Here is a 20,974-nt window from a genome sequence, read left to right on the forward strand (position 1 = left end):
AGCGCATCCAGGCGCCGCCGCGCTTGCGGTCGAAAGAGAACACCATGAAAGACACCATTCGCCAGCTGATCCAACAAGCCATCACCCAACTCGTCAACGAAGGTGTGTTGCCTGAAGGCCTGTCGCCGGCGATCCAGGTGGAAAACTCCCGTGACAAGACTCACGGCGATTTCGCCAGCAACATCGCGATGATGCTGGCCAAACCGGCCGGCATGAAGCCGCGTGACCTGGCAGAGAAAATCATCGCCGCGCTGCCGGCTGATGAAAACGTCACCAAGACCGAAATCGCCGGCCCCGGCTTCCTGAACTTCTTCCAGAACACCCAGGCCCTGGCCACTCGCCTGGACGCCGCCCTGGTCGACGCCCACATTGGCGTGCGCAAGGCCGGCCCGGTGCAGCGCACCGTGGTTGATCTGTCGGCACCGAACCTGGCCAAAGAGATGCACGTCGGCCACTTGCGCTCGACCATCATCGGCGACGGCGTGGCCCGGGTGCTGGAATTCCTCGGCGACGAAGTGATCCGTCAGAACCACGTCGGCGACTGGGGCACCCAGTTCGGCATGCTGATGGCCTACCTTCAGGAAAACCCGATCACCAGCGACGAGCTGTCGGACCTGGAAAATTTTTACCGTGCGGCCAAGCAACGCTTCGACGAATCCGAAGAGTTCGCCGATCGCGCCCGTGGCCTGGTGGTCAAGCTGCAAGCCGGCGACCCGGACTGCCTGGCGCTGTGGACCAAGTTCAAAGACATCTCGCTGTCGCACTGCCAGAAAATCTACGAACTGCTGAACGTCAAACTGACCATGGCCGACGTGATGGGCGAAAGCGCTTACAACGACGACCTGATCAACGTGGTCAACGACCTCAAGGCCGCCGGCCTGCTGGTCGAGAGCAACGGCGCCCAGTGCGTATTCCTCGATGAATTCAAGAACGCCGATGGCGACCCGCTGCCAGTGATCATCGTCAAGGCTGACGGCGGTTACCTCTACGCCACCACCGACCTGGCGGCCGTGCGTTACCGCAGCGGCAAGTTGAAGGCTGATCGCGCGCTGTACTTCGTCGACCAGCGTCAGGCCCTGCACTTCCAGCAAGTATTCCAGGTCGCGCGCCTGGCCGGCTTCGTGACGCACCCGATGGACATGGAACACATGGGCTTCGGCACCATGAACGGCGCCGATGGCCGTCCGTTCAAGACCCGTGACGGCGGCACCGTGAAGCTGATCGACCTGCTGACCGAAGCCCAGGAACGTGCCTACAACCTGGTGAAAGAAAAGAACCCTGCACTTGCCGAAGACGAACTGCGCAACATCGCCAAGGTCGTGGGCATTGGCGCGGTGAAATACGCCGACCTGTCCAAGCACCGCACCAGCGACTACAGCTTCAACTTCGACCTGATGCTGAACTTCGAAGGCAACACTGCGCCTTACTTGCTGTACGCCTACACCCGCGTGGCCGGCGTGTTCCGCAAACTCGGCAAGGACTTCAGCGAAGTCGAAGGCCAGATCGTCCTCGAAGCGGCCCACGAACACGAATTGGCGGCGAAGCTCGCGCAGTTCGGCGAAGTGTTGAACAACGTTTGCGAAAAGGGCACGCCGCACATCCTGTGTACCTACCTGTACGATGTTGCCGGCCTGTTCTCCAGTTTCTACGAGAACTGCCCGATCCTCAGTGCCGACACTCCAGCGCAAATGCAGAGTCGTCTGCGCCTCGCCGCGCTGACCGGCCGCACTCTCAAGCAAGGCCTGGAACTGTTGGGTCTGGAAACTCTGGAGCGTATGTAAGTTGGCTGCCAAGAAAAAACCTGCACCCAAGCGTGGCGCCAGCCGTTACCAAGCTCCTGCAAAGCAACCGATCCCGGGCTGGCTGTGGATGGCCATCGGCCTGACGGTCGGCGCGTTTATTGTGTTCCTGATGAAGCTGGAACCGGGCAAGGGCAGCGAGAGCGTCAAGCGCGAGAAGATCGAGCAGCAGAAAGCCACCAAGATCGCCGAGGCCAACAAGACCCCGCCGAGCCCGACGCAACCGGTGAAGCCGAAGTACGACTTCTACACGTTGCTGCCGGAATCGGAAGTCATCGTGCCGCCGGATGCCGTGCCGGAGAAAACCCTGCCGACGCCACAAGTGCCGGCCATTCCGACGACGCCGGTCACGCCAGAGCAAGCGGCGAAGATCGATACCGCGCGGGCTCAGGCCGCACTGGCCGGGATTACTCCGCCGCCAGCGCCACCGGTGTCCAAAGCGGCGCCAGTGACCAAGTTCTTCCTGCAGGCCGGTTCGTTCCGCAAAGAGGCTGACGCGGACAAGGTTCGGGCGCAGATCATTTTGCTCGGTCAGGCGGTGGCGGTTGAATCCGGCACCGTGAAAGACGAGACCTGGTATCGGGTATTAGTCGGACCGTTCAGCAACCGCGAACAGCTGACCACGGCCCAGAAACAACTGGCCGGCAGCGGGTTCAGCAACCTGTTGTTACAACAACGCCAGAGCCGCTGATCCAGCAGAAACAACCTGCTTTTGTGGCGAGGGAGCTTGCTCCCGCTGGAGTGCGCAGCACTCCCAAGCCCGGGCACCGCGGTCCGTCAGACAGACTGCGGTAGCCGGGTTTACGACTGCTTCGCAGCCGAACGGGAGCAAGCTCCCTCGCCACAGGGATTCACTTACATCCTCCTTAGTGAACGACACACCGCTCGTCCCCTCTCCCTCTCCGCAGTTGAAATACGCTCCACCACCCCCATATGAGTTGGCATAAGGCATTTTCGCCCCGCTGCGTGGAGACTCTCCCTTGACCACCATCGTTTCAGTTCGCCGCCACGGCAAAGTCGTCATGGGCGGCGACGGCCAGGTTTCTCTCGGCAATACCGTGATGAAAGGCAACGCGAAGAAAGTTCGCCGCCTGTACCACGGCCAGGTGATCGCCGGTTTTGCCGGGGCTACCGCTGACGCCTTCACCCTCTTCGAGCGCTTTGAAGGCCAGCTTGAGAAACATCAGGGCCACCTGGTTCGCGCCGCTGTCGAACTCGCCAAAGAATGGCGCACTGACCGCTCCCTCAGTCGCCTCGAAGCCATGCTCGCGGTCGCGAACAAAGACGCCTCGCTGATCATCACCGGCAACGGCGACGTGGTCGAACCCGAAGAAGGTCTGATCGCCATGGGTTCCGGTGGCGGTTACGCCCAGGCCGCCGCCAGCGCACTGCTGAAGAAAACCGATCTGTCGGCCCGGGAAATCGTCGAAACCGCCCTCGGTATCGCCGGCGACATCTGCGTATTCACCAACCACACCTTCACCATTGAGGAGCAGGACCTCGCTGAGTAAGCCTGTTTTGGCCACCACGCCACGGCTCACTTTTACCTGAGGACCGCCAATTACTATGTCCATGACTCCCCGTGAAATCGTCCACGAACTCAATCGCCATATCATCGGCCAGGACGATGCCAAGCGCGCCGTCGCCATCGCGCTGCGTAACCGCTGGCGCCGGATGCAGTTGCCTGAAGAGCTGCGCGTTGAGGTCACACCAAAAAACATCCTGATGATCGGCCCGACCGGTGTCGGTAAAACCGAGATTGCTCGTCGCCTGGCGAAACTGGCCAACGCGCCGTTCATCAAGGTCGAAGCGACCAAGTTCACCGAAGTCGGCTATGTCGGCCGCGACGTTGAATCGATCATTCGTGACCTGGCCGACGCGGCGATCAAGCTGCTGCGCGAACAGGAAATGACCAAGGTTCGCCACCGCGCCGAAGACGCCGCCGAAGAACGCATCCTCGACGCCCTGCTGCCACCGGCACGCATGGGTTTCAGCAACGACGACGCCGCACCGTCGGCCGACTCCAACACCCGCCAGCTGTTCCGCAAGCGCCTGCGCGAAGGTCAGCTGGATGACAAAGAGATCGAAATCGAAGTCGCCGAAGTGACCGGTGTCGATATCTCCGCGCCGCCGGGCATGGAAGAGATGACCAACCAGTTGCAGAGCCTGTTCGCCAACATGGGCAAGGGCAAACGCAAGAGCCGCAAGATCAAGGTCAAGGAAGCGCTGAAACTGGTGCGCGACGAAGAAGCCGGCCGCCTGGTCAACGAAGAAGAGTTGAAGGCCAAGGCGCTGGAAGCGGTCGAGCAGCACGGCATCGTGTTCATCGACGAAATCGACAAGGTCGCCAAGCGCGGCAACTCCGGTGGCATCGACGTCTCCCGTGAAGGTGTACAGCGCGACCTGCTGCCGCTGATCGAAGGCTGCACCGTCAACACCAAACTGGGCATGGTCAAGACCGACCACATCCTGTTCATCGCGTCCGGTGCGTTCCACCTGAGCAAGCCGAGCGATCTGGTGCCCGAGCTGCAAGGTCGCCTGCCGATTCGTGTCGAACTGAAGGCCCTGACGCCTGAAGATTTCGAACGCATTCTCAGCGAGCCGCATGCCTCGCTCACCGAGCAATATTGCGCCCTGCTGAAAACCGAAGGCCTGGTGATCGAGTTCCAGCCAGACGGTATCAAGCGTATCGCCGAGATCGCCTGGCAGGTCAACGAGAAGACCGAGAACATCGGTGCCCGTCGCCTGCACACACTGCTTGAGCGCCTGCTTGAAGAGGTGTCGTTCAGCGCCGGTGATCTGGCCAGCGCCCACGACGAAAAGGCGATCCTGATCGACGCCGATTACGTCAACAGCCACTTGGGCGAATTGGCGCAGAACGAAGACCTGTCCCGTTATATCCTGTAGGTCACATTCTGTGTGAGCGGGCTTCTGTGGCGAGGGAGCTTGCTCCCGCTGGGTCGCGAAGCGGCCCCAAAAGTCAGTGAATGCGATCTGCCAGACAGACCACATTCGCCGAGTTTACGGCTGCTGCGCAGCCGAGCGGGAGCAAGCTCCCTCGCCACAAGATCACCCGCAGACACAGGGCCTCCATTAAGACGGACGACCGGCCCCATGACGACCCAACTCCCCACCGACATCAAACTGCACAAAGCCTCGAAAACCCTGTCGCTGAAATACGCGTCCGGCGAGGAACATCACCTGCCCGCCGAGTTCCTGCGCGTGCACTCTCCTTCCGCCGAGGTCCAGGGCCACGGCAAACCTATCCTGCAATTTGGCAAGATCGGCGTAGGTCTGACCAAGGTCGAACCGGCCGGTCAGTACGCACTGAAATTGACCTTCGACGACGGCCACGACAGCGGCCTGTTCACCTGGGAATATCTGTACCAGCTGGGCGTGCGCCAAGAGGATCTCTGGAACGATTATCTTGCGGAACTCAAAGCCGCCGGAAAGACCCGCGATCCGAACGAATCCATCGTCAAGCTGATGCTCTAAATCAGGCCTTTCGCTCATTAGAAGGCATTTTCTAATTCCATCTGTTTGAATGCTCCGCTTCCTGGCCGACGATTGGCCTGCTTGCGAAAAAAATTAAACTCGGGTAACCAATGGAGCTGGCAAGGTACCTGCAGTGCTCTCTGAACTAAAAAGCAGCGATGCAGAATTAACGGTCACCCGAGCAGTAGTACCTGGCATTGGCTGTGGACTGCACAGCTGGACCCAGGTACTCGTCTCAGGACAATGGAGCGTCGTAGATGAGTAACAAGAATAACGATGACCTGAAGTTTCAGGCCTCGGAAAACACCTTGGGGCTGAATCCGGTCGTTGGACTGCGTAGAAAAGATCTGTTGGGCTCTGCCCGAATGGTGCTGACCCAGGCCATCAAACAACCGATTCACAGTGCAAAGCATGTCGCTCATTTCGGTATCGAACTGAAGAACGTGCTGTTCGGCAAATCCGCGCTGCAACCGACCAGCGATGACCGTCGCTTCCACGATCCGGCCTGGAGCCAGAACCCGCTCTACAAACGTTATTTGCAAACTTACCTGGCGTGGCGCAAGGAGCTCCACGACTGGATCGGCGAAAGCAATCTCTCGCCCAAGGACGTCGCACGCGGGCACTTCGTGATCAACCTCATGACCGAAGCCATGGCCCCGACCAACAGTGCGGCCAACCCGGCGGCAGTCAAACGCTTCTTCGAAACCGGTGGCAAAAGCCTGCTCGACGGCCTCTCCCATCTGGCCAAGGATCTGGTGCACAACGGTGGCATGCCGAGCCAGGTCAACATGGGCGCGTTCGAGGTCGGCAAGAGCCTGGGCGTCACCGAAGGCGCAGTGGTGTTTCGCAATGATGTGCTGGAGCTGATCCAGTACCGGCCGACCACTGAACAGGTGCACGAGCGCCCATTGCTGGTGGTGCCACCGCAGATCAACAAGTTCTATGTTTTCGACCTGAGCCCGGACAAGAGCCTGGCGCGCTTCTGCCTGCGCAACAACATGCAGACGTTCATCGTCAGCTGGCGCAACCCGACCAAGGAGCAGCGCGAGTGGGGTCTGTCGACCTACATCGAAGCGCTCAAGGAAGCGGTCGACGTTGTTACCGCGATCACCGGCAGCAAAGACATCAACATGCTCGGCGCCTGCTCTGGCGGCATCACCTGCACCGCCCTGCTGGGCCACTACGCCGCGATCGGCGAGAACAAGGTCAACGCCCTGACGCTGCTGGTCAGCGTGCTGGACACCACCCTGGACAGCGACGTGGCACTGTTCGTCGACGAGCAGACTCTCGAATCCGCCAAGCGCCACTCCTATCAGGCCGGCGTACTGGAAGGCCGTGACATGGCGAAAGTTTTCGCCTGGATGCGCCCCAATGACTTGATCTGGAACTACTGGGTCAACAACTACCTGCTGGGCAACGAGCCGCCGGTGTTCGACATCCTGTTCTGGAACAACGACACCACACGGTTGCCCGCAGCGTTCCACGGCGACCTGATCGAGATGTTCAAAACCAACCCACTGATCCGTCCTGACGCACTGGAAGTGTGCGGCACACCGATCAATCTGAAACAGGTCACTGCCGACATCTTCTCCCTGGCTGGAACCAACGACCACATCACCCCGTGGAAGTCCTGCTACAAGTCGGCGCAACTGTTCGGTGGCAAGGTTGAATTCGTACTGTCCAGCAGCGGGCATATCCAGAGCATTCTGAACCCGCCGGGCAATCCGAAATCGCGCTACATGACCAGCACCGAGATGCCGGTCAAGGCCGAGGAATGGCAAGAGAACTCCACCAAGCACACCGATTCCTGGTGGCTGCACTGGCAGGCATGGCAAGCCGAGCGTTCGGGCAAGCTGAAGAAGTCTCCGGGCAGTCTGGGCAACAAGGCTTATCCAGCAGGTGAAGCTGCACCAGGCACATATGTGCATGAGCGATAACTGACACACCTCGCTCCCCTGTAGGGGAGCGAGGGGGTGAAATTGAGACAGTGACCCACAAGGCCTGAAGCATGCCGCAACCGTTCATATTTCGTACCGTCGACCTGGATGGCCAGACCCTCCGCACGGCGGTACGCCCCGGCAAGCCTCACTTGACGCCCTTGCTGATTTTCAACGGCATCGGCGCCAACCTGGAGCTGGTGTTTCCGTTCGTCGCGGCGCTGGACCCGGACCTGGAAGTCATCGCCTTCGACGTCCCCGGTGTCGGCGGTTCGTCGACGCCAAGGCGACCGTATCGCTTTCCGGGCCTGGCGAAACTCACGGCGCGGATGCTCGACTATCTCGACTACGGGCAAGTCAACGTAATCGGCGTGTCGTGGGGTGGCGCCCTGGCCCAGCAGTTCGCTTACGACTATCCCGAGCGCTGCAAGAAACTCGTTCTGGCGGCCACGGCGGCTGGCACGGTGATGGTGCCGGGCAAGCCGAGAGTCCTGTGGATGATGGCCAGCCCACGACGCTACATCCAGCCGTCTCACGTGATTCGCATTGCGCCGATGATCTATGGCGGTGCGTTCCGTCGCGATCCAACCCTCGCCGCCAGCCATGCCGCCAAGGTCCGCTCGGCAGGCAAACTCGGTTACTACTGGCAGCTGTTCGCCGGCCTCGGCTGGACCAGCATTCACTGGTTGCACAAGATCCACCAGCCAACCCTGGTGCTGGCCGGTGACGACGATCCACTGATTCCGTTGGTCAACATGCGGTTACTGGCCTGGCGGATTCCCAACGCCCAGTTGCACATCATCGATGACGGGCATCTGTTTTTGATCACCCGGGCCGAAGCGGTGGCACCGATCATCATGAAGTTTCTCGAGGAAGAACGTCAGCGTGCCGTGATGCATCCGCATCCGGCGCCATTGGGCGGCTAATCGGCCCTGGCTTTTGTTACAAAAAGGGGTCGGGAAGACGTAGCGCCGCGCAACATTCCGCAACAGCGTCTATGGTGTTCTGGTTCGGTGTATCTGTATTTGGCCTGAAGACGAAGGAGTGTTCATTCATGCGCGAAAAACCAGCGAGGGAATTTTTACCCACTCCCGCCGCGTTCATCAATGCACAGAGTGCGATTACCGGCCTGCGTGGCCGGGATCTGTTTTCGACCCTGCGCAGCGTTGCCGCCCATGGCTTGCGCCACCCAGTGCACAGCGCCCGACACGCCTTGAAGCTGGGCGGTCAACTGGGACGCGTGCTGCTGGGCGAAACCCTGCACCCGACCAACCCGCAGGACAATCGCTTTGCCGATCCGGCGTGGAGCCTCAATCCATTTTATCGCCGCAGTTTGCAGGCCTACCTGAGCTGGCAGAAAGAGGTCAAACACTGGATCGACGACAGCAACATGACCCCGGACGATCGCGCCCGGGCGCACTTCGCGTTCGCCTTGCTCAACGACGCCATGGCTCCGTCCAACAGCCTGCTTAATCCGCTGGCGATCAAGGAGATCTTCAACTCCGGCGGCAACAGCCTGGTGCGAGGTATCGGCCACCTGGTCGACGACTTCCTGCACAACGACGGCCTGCCCAGACAAGTCACCAAGCAAGCGTTCGAGGTCGGCAAAACGGTCGCCACCACCACGGGCTCCGTGGTGTTTCGCAATGAGCTGCTGGAGTTGATCCAGTACAAGCCAATGAGCGAAAAGCAGTATTCCAAACCGCTGCTGGTGGTGCCGCCACAGATCAACAAGTACTACATTTTCGACCTGAGCCCACACAACAGCTTCGTCCAGTTCGCCCTGAAGAACGGTTTGCAGACCTTCATGATCAGTTGGCGCAATCCGGATGTACGTCATCGCGAATGGGGGCTGTCGACGTACGTCGAAGCCGTGGAAGAAGCGATGAATGTGTGCCGGGCGATCACCGGTGCTCGTGAGGTCAACCTGATGGGCGCCTGCGCGGGCGGGCTGACCATCGCCGCCCTGCAAGGTCACTTACAAGCCAAGCGGCAACTGCGGCGAGTGTCCAGCGCAACGTACCTGGTGAGCCTGCTCGACAGTCAGATAGACTCGCCTGCGACCCTCTTCGCCGACGAACAGACGCTTGAGGCGGCCAAGCGTCGCTCCTATCAGAAAGGCGTGCTGGATGGCCGCGACATGGCCAAGGTCTTCGCCTGGATGCGCCCCAACGATTTGATCTGGAGCTATTTCGTTAACAACTACCTGTTGGGCAAGGAGCCGCCGGCGTTCGACATCCTTTACTGGAACAACGACAACACACGTTTGCCGGCAGCCTTGCATGGCGACTTGCTGGACTTCTTCAAACACAACCCGATGAGTCATCCGGGTGGCCTGGAAGTGTGCGGCACGCCGATCGACTTGCAGAAAGTCACCGTCGACAGCTTCAGCGTCGCAGGCATCAATGACCACATCACCCCGTGGGATGCGGTGTATCGCTCGACCCTGCTGCTGGGTGGCGAGCGACGCTTCGTGTTGTCCAACAGCGGTCATATACAGAGCATTCTCAACCCACCATCAAACCCGAAAGCCAACTTCGTCGAAAGCACGAAGCTGAGCAGCGACCCACGGGCCTGGTATTACGACGCCAAGCAAGTCAACGGCAGTTGGTGGACACAATGGTTGAGCTGGATTCAAGAACGTTCAGGCGCGCAAAAAGAAACCCACATGGCGCTCGGCAACCAGAACTATCCACCGATGGAAGCGGCACCCGGCACTTATGTGCGCGTGCGCTGACTGACAACGAACCACGGCCGGCGCCGGCCGTGGCATGACTTGACCATTAAGAAGACTGGATGAAAACCCGCGACCGGATTCTCGAATGTGCTTTGCAGTTGTTCAATCAGAAGGGCGAGCCGAACGTCTCCACCATGGAAGTTGCCAACGAAATGGGCATCAGCCCGGGCAACCTCTACTACCACTTCCACGGCAAGGAACCGTTGATACTCGGACTGTTCGAGCGTTTCCAGACCGAACTGGCGCCCCTGCTCGATCCACCGGCCGATGTGGAACTTGCACCGGAAGATTACTGGCTGTTCCTGCACCTGATCGTCGAACGCCTGGCTCACTACCGGTTTCTGTTCCAGGACCTGTCGAACCTCGCCGGGCGCTTGCCGAAACTGGCCAAGGGCATACGCAACCTGCTCAACGCGTTGAAGCGCACGCTGGCTTCGTTGCTCGCACGATTAAAGGCTCAAGGGCAATTGGTCAGCGATACCCAAGCGTTGGGGCAGTTGGTGGAACAGATCACCATGACGCTGCTGTTCTCACTGGACTATCAGCGGATTCTTGATCGCGAGGGTGAGGTGAGGTTGGTGGTTTACCAGATCATGATGCTGGTGGCGCCGCATTTGCTGCCGCCGATCAAGGTGGCGACGGAGCAGTTGGCGCTCCAATACCTCGAAGAGCATTAAGATCTTTTGATCCTTTGAAATGCCAAACAAAAACGCCCGACCTTTGCAGGCCGGGCGTTTTCTTGAGCCCTGAAATCAGGACTGACTGGTTGGCGTCGAAGGAGCTGATGCGACAGTCGGGGTTACAGCAGGGGTCGGTGCAGCAGCGGAGTTCGATGCGCTGACCGGGGCCGGGGTTGCCGGTTTGGCGGCAGCCACTGCTGGTTTTGGTGCAGCCGCTTTCGGAGCTGCCGGCTTTTTCACCACTGGCTTCTTCGCTGCGGCAGGTTTTGCCGCTGGCTTGGCTGCGGGTTTGGCCGCTGCAGTTTTGGCAGCCGGTTTAGCGGCTGGTTTAGCGGCTGGTTTTGCTGCTGCTTTGGCTGCTGCAGGTTTCGCTGCGGCAGTTTTTGCTGCTGGTTTAGCGGCAGCTTTAGCCAGTGGTTTGGCAGCGGATTTCGCCGCAGGTTTGGCCGCCGCGGTTTTCGCCGCAACAGGCGCCACCTTGGCACCGGTGAGTTTTTCGATTTGCTTGGTCAGGGTATCGACCTTGCTGTGCAGTGCCTTGACTTCATTGCGGCTCGGTACACCCAGGCGTGAAATGGCGCTGTTCAGACGCTTGTCGAAAGCCCCTTCCAGCTCATCCCACTTGCCCAGCGCGCGATCTTTCACGCCGCTGATGCGCGACTTGGCCGACGAAGCAGAGTCCTTGGCAGCATCGACTTTCTTGCCGACAGCACTCTTGGTGAGCTTCTCGGCTTTCTCGCCGTCTTTAACCAATGTATCGAAGAGTTTGCTGCCGTCAGTGTCGATCTTCGAGTACACGCCTAAACCAGCCAGCCAGATTTTGCGGGAGTAGTCTTCGACTTTCCCGATCCACGAGCTGCCTTCTTTTTCGGTGTTCTTTTTACCAGCCATCCCGTTCTCCTTAAGATTTACGCGCGACGCGTTCGAGCAATGCCGTCAGCTCATCGAGCTTGGCAGAGAGTGTCTCAACGTCATGTTTAGACGGAATGCCGATACGATTCAAGGTACTTGCGACACGCGAGTCAAAAGCCTTCTCGACCTTGTCGAGTTGAAGTTCGACCTTGCCTTTGAAAGTGCTCACTTCACTTTTGGCTTCATCGATCTCGGCATTGGCCGCTTCAAGTTTCTCGGCAACTACTTTTTTACTTTGCTTTTCAACAGTTTGACCAGCCTTGATCAACTCTTGAAAGTACTCGCTACCCTCTTGGCCGACCTTGGTGTAGGCACCCAGGCCTGCCAGCCAGATCTTGCGGGCATAAGATTTAACGTCGCCCAGAGCAGTCGTCGAAGCGTCGATTTTTTTCTTCAAAATAACTTTGGCCATGGTGCACCTCACGCGCAGAAGGTTTGAGGAACTGCCCGCGAAAGAGTCGGGCTCAGGCACAAAGTAGTGAGAATAATTAGAAACGGCACCCTAACAACTGACATAAAACCTTGGTCACACCACAAAACAAATGTGGGAGCAGGCTTGCTCGCGAAGGCGTCGTTTCAGTCAACATTTTAGTCAACTGACACACCGCCTTCGCGAGCAAGTCGAATCGTCGCACCGCCGCTCCCACATTGATCGCATTCCAAAACAAGACCGAGTTAAGCCAACGCTTTATCGAGGGCCTTTTCGATTTCCGATTTGATCGTGCCGCTCATGGCCGACATCAACAGGCCAAGTTCGACATCGACCTTGATCGAATTCTCGCCCACATACACCGCGCCTTTCACACCGGAACGCTTGAGGTTCAGAGTGTCGCCGGACCATTGCGGCTCCAGGCCATATTGATCGGACAGTTTCTGCGCCAACTGGTCGGCCTTCTCGCGGGCCGCTTCCTTACCCAGGCCGTGGGAACGCTCAACACTAATACGGGCCATCGAATGACTCCTGCTTTATGAATACTTTCCTGAAGCATCTTGACCGCTGCTGCGGCAAAACGTCCCGGCGATTGCCTATCTTACCTTCAGCCTTGCCAAGACAAAGCAGGCCACCGGGATTAGAATGTCCCGCATTCTCTTTTGGTGACAGCGATATGACTGATCAGCGCAAAGGCAGCGATGCCGAACCCACCACTCACTTCGGCTTCAAAAACGTTCCGGAAAGCCAGAAAGCGGAAAAAGTCGCTGAAGTTTTCCACTCGGTAGCCGCCAAGTACGACTTGATGAACGACCTCCTGTCGGGCGGCATGCACCGTCTGTGGAAGCGTTTCGCGATCGAGCTGTCGGGCGTTCGCACCGGTAACCGCGTGCTGGACATCGCCGGCGGTACCGGCGACCTGACCAAGAAGTTCTCACACCTCGTTGGTCCGACCGGCCAGGTCGTGTTGGCCGACATCAACGAGTCCATGCTCAAGGTCGGTCGTGACCGCCTGCTGGATCTGGGTGTGGCCGGCAACGTCGAATTCGTTCAGGCCGACGCTGAAAAGCTGCCGTTCCCGGACAACCATTTCGACTGCGTGACCATCGCTTTCGGCCTGCGCAACGTCACGCACAAAGAAGACGCCCTGCGCTCGATGCTGCGCGTACTGAAACCGGGCGGCCGTTTGCTGGTGCTGGAGTTCTCCAAGCCGACCAATGCGCTGATGTCCAAAGCCTACGACGCCTACTCGTTCGCCTTCATGCCGCTGATGGGCAAGCTGATCACCAACGACTCGGAAAGCTATCGCTACCTGGCCGAATCGATCCGCATGCACCCGAATCAGGAAACCCTGAAGTCGATGATGGTCGAGGCCGGTTTCGACCGCGTGACCTACCACAACATGACCGCAGGCATTGTCGCCCTGCACCGTGGCATCAAACCCTGATGTTGCTGGCCGGCCTGCTCGCCAGCGTTGAACTCGGTCTGAACCGGGTGCTGCGTCTCGACAGCACGGCGTTGCCGCGGCTGGCGCATTTGAGCGGCCGGGTGATTGCCGTCGACTGCCGCAGCCCGGCGCTGCAAGTGTTCATCCTGCCCAGCGACGAAGGCTTGATGCTGGCTTCCCACTGGGAAACCGGCGCCGACTGTACCTTGCGCGCACCAGCCTCCAGCCTGCTGAAACTGGCCATGAGCAAGGACAAGACTTCGGTCCTGCATGCTCCCGAAGTCGAACTCGACGGCGACAGCGGCGTGCTGCTGGAACTGGCGGCGATCCTTCAGGACCTTGAGCTGGACTGGGAGTACGAACTCTCGCGCTGGCTGGGACCTGTCGCCACGCAACTGCTCGGCGGTCACCTGCGCAGTCGCGCGCGCTGGTATCAGCAAGGGTTCGCCAGCCTGAACCAGAACCTTGGCGAGTACCTGGCCGAAGAATCACGCACCCTCGTCGGTCAGCGCGAAGCCGAAGCCCGTTTCAGTGAACTGGACCAGATCAAACTCGATCTGGAACGTCTCGAGGCGCGATTCGAGCGCCTTTCCCGATCCCTCGACCCAAGCGATAACGCATGAAGCTGCTTGCCGTCCGCCGTTTGTTGCGCATCCAGCGCGTTGTGATTCGCTACCGCCTCGATGACCTGTTGTTCGCCCTGCCACTGCCATGGTTTCTGCTGGCGCTGCGCTACGCCTTGCCGTGGCGCTGGTTCCCGCGCAAGACGCTGGACCTGAGCCGCGGCGCGCGATTGCGTCTGGCGTTGCAGGACCTGGGACCGATTTTCATCAAGTTCGGGCAAATCCTGTCCACCCGCCGCGACTTGCTGCCGGAAGACATCGCCGATGAGCTGATGAAGCTGCAGGACCGCGTGCCCCCGTTCGACTCGCAAGTGTCGGTCAATCTGATCGAAGAACAGCTCGGCAAAAAGATCAGTGAAGTCTTCAGCCGCTTCGACGTCGAACCGCTGGCCTCGGCCTCGGTGGCGCAAGTGCATGCCGCGCAGCTGAAAACCGGCGAAGAAGTGGTGGTCAAGGTCATCCGCCCGGGGCTCAAGCCGATCATCGCGCAGGATCTGGCGTGGCTGTTCATCCTCGCCCGCGCCGCCGAAAAGCTCTCGGCCGATGCGCGCCTGCTGCACCCGGTGGACGTGGTCCAGGACTACGAAAAAACCATCTACGACGAACTCGACCTGCTGCGTGAGGCGGCCAACGCCAGCCAGTTGCGGCGTAACTTCGACGGCTCGGAGCTGCTCTACGTGCCGCAAGTCTATTGGGACTGGTGCCGGCCGAAAGTGCTGGTGATGGAGCGCATCTACGGCATTCAGGTCACTGACCTCACGACCCTCGCCGACCAGCGCACCGACATGAAAATGCTCGCCGAACGCGGCGTGGAGATCTTCTTCACCCAAGTGTTCCGCGACAGCTTCTTCCACGCCGACATGCACCCCGGCAACATCTTCGTCAGCACCGTGCAGCCATGGAGCCCGCAGTACATTGCGATCGACTGCGGCATCGTCGGCAGCCTGACCCCGGAAGACCAGGACTACCTGGCGCGCAACCTGTTCGCGTTCTTCAAGCGGGATTACCGTCGTGTCGCGCAGCTGCACATCGATTCGGGCTGGGTACCGGCGGAAACCAAACTCAACGAATTCGAGGCGGCGATCCGCACCGTGTGCGAGCCGATCTTCGAAAAACCGTTAAAAGATATTTCCTTCGGCCAGGTGCTGATGCGCCTGTTCCAGACCGCCCGGCGCTTCAACATGGAAGTGCAGCCGCAGCTCGTTTTGCTGCAAAAAACCCTGCTGAACATCGAAGGCCTGGGCCGCCAGTTGTACCCGGACCTCGATTTGTGGAACACCGCCCAGCCATTCCTCGAACGCTGGATGCGTGAGCGCGTGAGCCCCAAAGCCTTGATCGGCAACGTGCAGAGCCAGTTCGAACAGCTGCCGCACCTGGCCAACATGGCCCGCGACCTGCTCGAACGCATGTCCCAGCCCCACGCCTACGACCCGCCGCCACCGTGGCACCGTCGCAAGGACGATTGGCTGCTGCGACTGCTCGGCTGTGCGCACCTGGCCGGCGGCACCATACTCGCTGCCGGTGGGCCGCTGAACGAACTGGGTCATTGGCCGGCCGGGATCATGGTGGCCGTCGGCTTGTATCTGGTCGTTCGCCGATAGCCAGAGCCCCCGCACGCTGGCACACTGTTTCAACGCCTGCCCGACTAATGAAGTGTCGGGCCCGCTGTCGGAGTCGAAGATGAAAAACTGGCTGGACGAGATCAAGTGGGACGCAGATGGCCTGGTGCCGGCGATTGCCCAGGATCACAAGACCGGGCGCGTCCTGATGATGGCCTGGATGAACCGTGAAGCGCTGGAACTGACCGCTGCCGAGAACCGCGCCATTTACTGGTCACGTTCCCGTGGCAAGCTGTGGCGCAAGGGCGAAGAGTCCGGCCACGTGCAAACCCTGCATGAGATGCGCCTGGACTGTGACGCCGACGTGATCATCCTGATGGTCGAGCAGATCGGCGACATCGCTTGCCATACCGGTCGTCAGAGCTGCTTCTACCGCGTCTTCGAGAACGGCGACTGGAAAACCGTCGACCCGGTGCTCAAGGACCCGCACGCCATCTATTCCGCAGGACACACACATGAGTGACACTCTGACCCGTCTGGCCCAAGTGCTGGAAGAGCGCAAAGGCGCCGCCGCCGACAGCTCGTATGTCGCCAGCCTGTACCACAAGGGCTTGAACAAGATTCTGGAAAAAGTCGGCGAAGAGTCGGTCGAAACCATCATTGCCGCCAAGGATGCCGCCATCAGCGGTGACTGCAGCGATGTGATCTACGAAACCGCCGATTTGTGGTTCCACAGCATGGTCATGCTCGCCCAACTGGGGCAGCATCCACAGGCTGTACTCGATGAACTGGACCGTCGTTTCGGTCTGTCCGGACACGCCGAGAAAGCCTCGCGCCCGTCCGCCTGAACAACTATTAGAGAGGAGCAGCGACATGGGCATTTTTGACTGGAAACACTGGATCGTCATCCTGGTTGTTGTCGTATTGGTGTTCGGCACCAAGAAACTGAAAAACCTCGGCACTGACGTCGGTGAGTCGATCAAGGGCTTCAAAAAAGCCATGAACGACGACGAGAAACCGGCCGACCCGGCAGCGACCTCGGTTCCGCCTGTTCAGCCACAGACCACGCAGTCCGTGAACCAGCCGCACACCATCGACGTGCAGGCGCAAAAAGTCGAAGAGCCGATCCGCAAAGACGTGTGAGCACTGACTAATGTTTGGTATCAGCTTCTCTGAACTGCTGCTCGTCGGCCTCGTAGCCTTGCTGGTGCTGGGGCCCGAGCGTCTGCCGGGTGCTGCGCGCACCGCCGGCCTGTGGGTCGGCCGTCTGAAGCGCAGCTTCAACGCGATCAAACAGGAAGTTGAACGTGAAATCGGTGCCGACGAGATTCGTCGGCAGCTGCACAACGAGCACATTCTGTCGCTGGAGCAGGAGGCGCGGAAGATTTTCACGCCGACTCAGCAAGAGGCCACACCGGTTCAGCCGGTTGAGCCTGTGGCGGAGCAGACGATTCATGCTCCGACTGCAGACGCCACACCTGCCCCGGCACCGACGGAAACGGTGAAAGCTGTTGAACCGGCGCCGGTTGTCGCGACCGTAGAACCTGTTGCTCCTGCCGCCGCGCCGACAACGCCGGCTCCTCACGACACCACTTTGCCGCCGCGAGTCTCATGAGCGATCTCCCCGAAAATGACCAGCACATGCCGCTGGTTTCGCACCTCACCGAGTTGCGTACCCGCCTGCTGCGTTGTGTAGCGGCGATCTTTATCATCTTCGCCGGGTTGTTTGCCTTCACCCAGCAGATCTACACCTTCGTCTCCACGCCGCTGCGTCAGTACCTGCCCGTGGGCGCGACGATGATCGCCACCGATGTGTCGTCGCCGTTCCTGACGCCACTGAAGCTGACCATGATGGTGTCGCTGTTCCTGGCGATCCCGGTGATCCTGCATCAGATCTGGGGCTTCATTGCGCCAGGCCTGTACAAGCATGAGAAGCGCATTGCGGTGCCGCTGCTGGTGTCGAGCATCCTGCTGTTCTATACCGGCATGGCATTCGCCTATTACCTGGTATTCCCGCTGATCTTCAAATTCTTCGCCGCCGCCACCCCGGCCGGCGTGGAGATGATGACCGACATCAGCAGCTACCTCGACTTCGTCATGACGCTGTTCTTCGCCTTCGGCGTAGCGTTCGAGATCCCTGTGGCCGTGGTGCTGCTGGTATGGATCGGCGTGGTCAACGTCGCTTACCTGAAGAAAATCCGCCCGTACGTAGTCATCGGTTGCTTCGTGGTCGGCATGATCCTGACGCCACCGGACATCTTCTCGCAGACACTGTTGGCCGTACCGATGTGGCTGCTGTTTGAAATCGGCATCCTGTTCGGCGGCCTGATCAGCAAGCGCGGCGAGCACCCGGACGACCAGCCGGCCGACGATCACAACGACCAGCCGCCAGCGACTCAACCGTGAACCTGCTGCTTCTCGAAGAGGCCGACTTCATTGCGGCCGACCGGGCGATCCTGCGCGATCGCCGGTTGACGCACATGCAGGAAGTCCACCGCTCCGTTGTCGGCGACAGCCTGCGGGTCGGGCGCATCGGCGGGTTGATGGGGTCGGCCGAACTGCTGCGCCTGGACGCCGATGAAGCCGAATTGCGCGTCACCCTCGACCAGCCACCACCGGCCAAGCTGCCGCTGACCCTGGTGTTGGCCCTGCCACGACCGAAAATGCTCCGTAGAGTGTTTCAGACCGTGGCGGCCATGGGTGTGCCACGGATCATTCTGGTGAACAGCTATCGCGTCGAGAAGAGCTTCTGGCAAACGCCGTTCCTGGAGCCCGAGGCGATTCGCGAGCAGTTGATCCTCGGCCTCGAACAGGCCCGGGACAGCGTGCTGCCGGAAGTCGTCATCGAGAAGCGCTTCAAGCCGTTCGTCGAGGACCGTCTGCCGGCGATCACCGAGGGTACCCTCGGCCTGGTCGGCCACCCCGGCAACTACCCGCCCTGCCCTCGTGGCCTGGACGAACCGGTAACCCTGGCCATCGGCCCCGAAGGTGGCTGGATTCCTTACGAAATCGAACTGCTGGGCAAATCCGGCCTGCAACCGGTGCAGCTCGGCGACCGCATCCTGCGGGTCGAAACCGCCGTCACTGCGCTGCTTTCGCGGCTTTTTTAAGTCAAACACCCTACCTGTGGCGAGGGAGCTTGCTCCCGCTCGGCTGCGAAGCAGTCGTAAAACCGGTGAATGCGATCTTGCTGGCAAAAAGCGGTGGCCGCTTCGCGCCCAAGCGGGAGCAAGCTCCCTCGCCACAAGTGTTTACTCCCCTACAGATTCCCGGCTGCCTGCCGATACAGTTCCCATAAAACCAACGAATGGTTCGAGGGAGTTGCAGTATGTACCGATGGCTAGCCGAGAAACTGGGGAACGTCAGCGTCAATCGCAAACTGGGTGTCGGCTTCGGTCTGGTGCTGCTGCTTACCTTGTTGATCACCTTCACCGGCTGGACCGGCCTGAGCGGTGTGATGAGTCGCGGCGATAAGCTGGGGTTTATTGCCAGCCTCAATGACCTGACCAAAGACCTGCGCCTGGCCCGTCTGGATTACGAAATGCGTCGTGGCGAACAAGGCCCCGGTGCGGTCAACGATCTGCTCGGCCAACTCGATACCGGCCTGAAAACCGCGCGCACGCTGATCGAACAACCGGCCGACGTGGCCATGATCGACCAGCAACTGGCCGCCGTCAGTGAGTACAAACAAGCCTTCACGGCCATGACCCAGGCCGGCGCCCACCGCGAAGATGCCCGCGGCAAACTCGGCGCCACCGCCGACAACGCCGTGGCCCGTGTCGCCGAAGTCGAAAAATCCATGCTGCAAGGTGACAGCGTCGCCGATTTCAACAGCGTGATCGACCTGAGCAAACTGATCCAGCAAGCGCGCTTCCAGGTTCGCGGTTATACCTACAGCGGTAAAACCGAGGCCGAGCAACCTGCTCTGGACGCCATCGACAACGCATTGAAAAACCTCGAAGGCCTGCCCTCCAAGCTGCCGGAACAGCACATCACCAATCTGCAGCAGGCCACTGACTCGCTCAAGGCCTATCGCGCCGCCGTCAGCCAGTTCCGTGACTCTCAGGTTGCCAGCGCTGCCGCGCTCAAACGCATGGCCGCGCAAGGCGACATCCTGCTCGATGTCAGCAAAAAACTCACCGTGTCGCAAACCATCGTCCGAGACACCGACGCCGCGCACGCCAAAAACCTGCTGCTGCTGGCCACCGTCCTGGCGCTCGCCTTCGGCATGCTTGCCGCCTGGGCCATCACTCGCCAGATCGTGATTCCCCTGAGCCAGACTCTCAAAGTGGCGGAGCGCGTTGCTGCCGGCGACCTGACCCAAAACCTTATCTCTGAACGTCAGGACGAACTCGGTCAGCTACAGCGCGCCATGCAAAGCATGACCCTGGGCCTGCGCGAGTTGATCGGCGGCATCAGTGACGGCGTCACGCAAATCGCCAGCGCCGCCGAAGAGCTGTCGGCAGTCACCGAGCAGACCAGCGCCGGGGTCAACAGCCAGAAGGTCGAGACCGACCAAGTGGCGACCGCCATGAACGAAATGACCGCCACCGTGCAGGAAGTCGCGCGTAACGCCGAAGAAGCGTCCGAAGCCGCCGTCGCCGCCGACCAGCAGGCCCGCGAAGGTGACAAAGTGGTCGGCGAAGCCATCGCCCAGATCGAGCGCCTGGCCAAGGAAGTCGGCAGCTCCACCGAAGCCATGGGTCATCTCAAACGTGAAAGCGACAAGATCGGCAGCGTACTCGACGTGATCAAATCCGTGGCCCAGCAAACCAACCTGTTGGCGCTCAACGCGGCGATTGAGGCCGCACGTGCCGGTGAGGCCGGACGTGGTTTTGCGGTGGTCGCCGACGAAGTCCGCAGCCTGGCCCAGCGTACCCAGAAGTCCACCGAAGAAATCGAAGAGCTGATCGTCGGCCTGCAAACCGGCACCCAGCAAGTCGCGATCATCATGGACAACAGCCGCAGCCTGACCGACAGCAGCGTCGAACTGACCCGCCGCGCCGGTGGCTCGCTGGAAAGCATTACTCGCACTGTCTCGGCGATTCAGTCGATGAATCAGCAGATCGCCGCCGCAGCAGAACAACAGAGCGCGGTGGCTGAAGAGATCAACCGTAGCGTGCTGAACGTGCGCGACGTGTCCGAACAAACCTCGGCGGCCAGTGAAGAAACCGCGGCCTCCAGCGTTGAACTGGCACGGTTGGGGACGCATCTGCAGATGCTGGTGGGGCGGTTCAAGGTTTAAGGCGATTCAATGACCTCGGTTCGCTTGGGACCGGGGTGATGCTTTCGCGAGCAAGCCCGCTCCCACAGTAGATTTTCGGTGAACACATTTCTTGTGCTCAACCAGACCCA

General features: G+C 60.1%; 22 protein-coding genes. 19 read left to right on the forward strand and 3 right to left on the reverse strand.

Annotated elements, in window-relative coordinates; translation table 11 throughout:
* Positions 1 to 44 precede the first annotated feature (44 nt).
* The 9 genes from argS (at position 45) to ACSQ87_RS29635 (ending at position 10,645) form a co-directional block, all read left to right on the forward strand.
* Complete coding sequence (argS, locus tag ACSQ87_RS29595) at positions 45 to 1,781, forward strand: arginine--tRNA ligase (RefSeq protein ID WP_223431118.1); 1,737 nt, start codon at positions 45 to 47, stop codon at positions 1,779 to 1,781.
* 1 nt (position 1,782) lies between these two features.
* Positions 1,783 to 2,490: an SPOR domain-containing protein gene (locus ACSQ87_RS29600; RefSeq protein WP_008149545.1), complete on the forward strand. Its 708-nt coding sequence runs from the start codon at positions 1,783 to 1,785 to the stop codon at positions 2,488 to 2,490.
* Positions 2,491 to 2,779: 289 nt separating this feature from the next.
* Positions 2,780 to 3,310 carry an ATP-dependent protease subunit HslV gene (hslV, locus tag ACSQ87_RS29605; protein WP_007899242.1) on the forward strand — a complete coding sequence of 177 codons (531 nt, stop codon included), beginning with the start codon at positions 2,780 to 2,782 and terminating at the stop codon, positions 3,308 to 3,310.
* A 55-nt stretch (positions 3,311 to 3,365) separates the two neighbouring features.
* On the forward strand, positions 3,366 to 4,706 hold the full coding sequence (hslU, locus tag ACSQ87_RS29610; RefSeq protein WP_150656728.1) for an ATP-dependent protease ATPase subunit HslU: 1,341 nt from the start codon (positions 3,366 to 3,368) through the stop codon (positions 4,704 to 4,706).
* Positions 4,707 to 4,913: 207 nt separating this feature from the next.
* Positions 4,914 to 5,294 carry a gamma-butyrobetaine hydroxylase-like domain-containing protein gene (locus tag ACSQ87_RS29615; protein WP_033055352.1) on the forward strand — a complete coding sequence of 127 codons (381 nt, stop codon included), beginning with the start codon at positions 4,914 to 4,916 and terminating at the stop codon, positions 5,292 to 5,294.
* A gap of 257 nt (positions 5,295 to 5,551) precedes the next feature.
* Positions 5,552 to 7,231, forward strand: a complete 1,680-nt coding sequence (gene phaC, locus ACSQ87_RS29620; RefSeq protein WP_436274943.1) for a class II poly(R)-hydroxyalkanoic acid synthase — start codon at positions 5,552 to 5,554, stop codon at positions 7,229 to 7,231.
* 71 nt (positions 7,232 to 7,302) lie between these two features.
* Positions 7,303 to 8,157 carry a poly(3-hydroxyalkanoate) depolymerase gene (gene phaZ / locus ACSQ87_RS29625; protein WP_129439177.1) on the forward strand — a complete coding sequence of 285 codons (855 nt, stop codon included), beginning with the start codon at positions 7,303 to 7,305 and terminating at the stop codon, positions 8,155 to 8,157.
* A gap of 128 nt (positions 8,158 to 8,285) precedes the next feature.
* Complete coding sequence (gene phaC, locus ACSQ87_RS29630; protein WP_223431121.1) at positions 8,286 to 9,968, forward strand: class II poly(R)-hydroxyalkanoic acid synthase; 1,683 nt, start codon at positions 8,286 to 8,288, stop codon at positions 9,966 to 9,968.
* A gap of 59 nt (positions 9,969 to 10,027) precedes the next feature.
* A complete protein-coding gene (locus ACSQ87_RS29635; protein WP_223431122.1) occupies positions 10,028 to 10,645 on the forward strand; it encodes a TetR/AcrR family transcriptional regulator in 618 nt (205 codons plus the stop codon).
* A gap of 75 nt (positions 10,646 to 10,720) precedes the next feature.
* On the opposite strand, the gene ACSQ87_RS29640 is transcribed toward ACSQ87_RS29635, so the two are convergent.
* The 3 genes from ACSQ87_RS29640 to ACSQ87_RS29650 all read right to left on the reverse strand — a co-directional run bounded on the left by ACSQ87_RS29640 (position 10,721) and on the right by ACSQ87_RS29650 (position 12,511).
* A complete protein-coding gene (locus ACSQ87_RS29640; RefSeq protein ID WP_436274944.1) occupies positions 10,721 to 11,539 on the reverse strand; it encodes a phasin family protein in 819 nt (272 codons plus the stop codon).
* A gap of 10 nt (positions 11,540 to 11,549) precedes the next feature.
* Positions 11,550 to 11,972, reverse strand: coding sequence for a phasin family protein (locus tag ACSQ87_RS29645; RefSeq protein WP_150656734.1), 423 nt, complete (start codon positions 11,970 to 11,972; stop codon positions 11,550 to 11,552).
* Between the two features lie 263 nt (positions 11,973 to 12,235).
* Positions 12,236 to 12,511, reverse strand: a complete 276-nt coding sequence (locus tag ACSQ87_RS29650; protein ID WP_223431123.1) for a polyhydroxyalkanoic acid system family protein — start codon at positions 12,509 to 12,511, stop codon at positions 12,236 to 12,238.
* 155 nt (positions 12,512 to 12,666) lie between these two features.
* Between ACSQ87_RS29650 and ubiE the strand changes: the two genes are divergently transcribed.
* From ubiE to ACSQ87_RS29700, 10 genes are all read left to right on the forward strand, one after another.
* Positions 12,667 to 13,437, forward strand: a complete 771-nt coding sequence (ubiE, locus tag ACSQ87_RS29655) for a bifunctional demethylmenaquinone methyltransferase/2-methoxy-6-polyprenyl-1,4-benzoquinol methylase UbiE (protein WP_007948968.1) — start codon at positions 12,667 to 12,669, stop codon at positions 13,435 to 13,437.
* Positions 13,437 to 14,060 (forward strand): ubiquinone biosynthesis accessory factor UbiJ, encoded by a 624-nt coding sequence (locus ACSQ87_RS29660; protein ID WP_436274945.1) that lies wholly within the window; start codon positions 13,437 to 13,439, stop codon positions 14,058 to 14,060. Before ubiE ends, ACSQ87_RS29660 begins: the two co-directional genes overlap by 1 nt.
* Positions 14,057 to 15,661 (forward strand): ubiquinone biosynthesis regulatory protein kinase UbiB, encoded by a 1,605-nt coding sequence (gene ubiB, locus ACSQ87_RS29665; RefSeq protein WP_223431125.1) that lies wholly within the window; start codon positions 14,057 to 14,059, stop codon positions 15,659 to 15,661. Before ACSQ87_RS29660 ends, ubiB begins: the two co-directional genes overlap by 4 nt.
* 79 nt (positions 15,662 to 15,740) lie before the next feature.
* Positions 15,741 to 16,142, forward strand: a complete 402-nt coding sequence (gene hisI / locus ACSQ87_RS29670) for a phosphoribosyl-AMP cyclohydrolase (protein WP_007899278.1) — start codon at positions 15,741 to 15,743, stop codon at positions 16,140 to 16,142.
* The gene (locus ACSQ87_RS29675) at positions 16,135 to 16,467 is read left to right on the forward strand and encodes a phosphoribosyl-ATP diphosphatase (RefSeq protein ID WP_007899279.1); all 333 of its coding nucleotides are present in this window, start codon (positions 16,135 to 16,137) and stop codon (positions 16,465 to 16,467) included. Before hisI ends, ACSQ87_RS29675 begins: the two co-directional genes overlap by 8 nt.
* Positions 16,468 to 16,492: 25 nt before the next feature.
* A complete protein-coding gene (locus ACSQ87_RS29680; protein ID WP_436274946.1) occupies positions 16,493 to 16,762 on the forward strand; it encodes a twin-arginine translocase TatA/TatE family subunit in 270 nt (89 codons plus the stop codon).
* 10 nt (positions 16,763 to 16,772) lie between these two features.
* Positions 16,773 to 17,234 carry a Sec-independent protein translocase protein TatB gene (gene tatB, locus ACSQ87_RS29685; protein WP_223431126.1) on the forward strand — a complete coding sequence of 154 codons (462 nt, stop codon included), beginning with the start codon at positions 16,773 to 16,775 and terminating at the stop codon, positions 17,232 to 17,234.
* A complete protein-coding gene (gene tatC / locus ACSQ87_RS29690; RefSeq protein ID WP_223431127.1) occupies positions 17,231 to 18,025 on the forward strand; it encodes a twin-arginine translocase subunit TatC in 795 nt (264 codons plus the stop codon). The genes tatB and tatC overlap by 4 nt, the downstream gene beginning before the upstream one ends.
* Entirely contained in the window at positions 18,022 to 18,729 is a 708-nt protein-coding gene (locus ACSQ87_RS29695) for a 16S rRNA (uracil(1498)-N(3))-methyltransferase (RefSeq protein WP_436274947.1), read from the forward strand. Before tatC ends, ACSQ87_RS29695 begins: the two co-directional genes overlap by 4 nt.
* 218 nt (positions 18,730 to 18,947) lie before the next feature.
* Positions 18,948 to 20,864, forward strand: a complete 1,917-nt coding sequence (locus tag ACSQ87_RS29700; RefSeq protein ID WP_436274948.1) for a methyl-accepting chemotaxis protein — start codon at positions 18,948 to 18,950, stop codon at positions 20,862 to 20,864.
* Positions 20,865 to 20,974 lie beyond the last annotated feature (110 nt).

It is taken from the genome of Pseudomonas sp. LjRoot277 (assembly GCF_964253845.1).
Lineage (GTDB): Bacteria > Pseudomonadota > Gammaproteobacteria > Pseudomonadales > Pseudomonadaceae > Aquipseudomonas.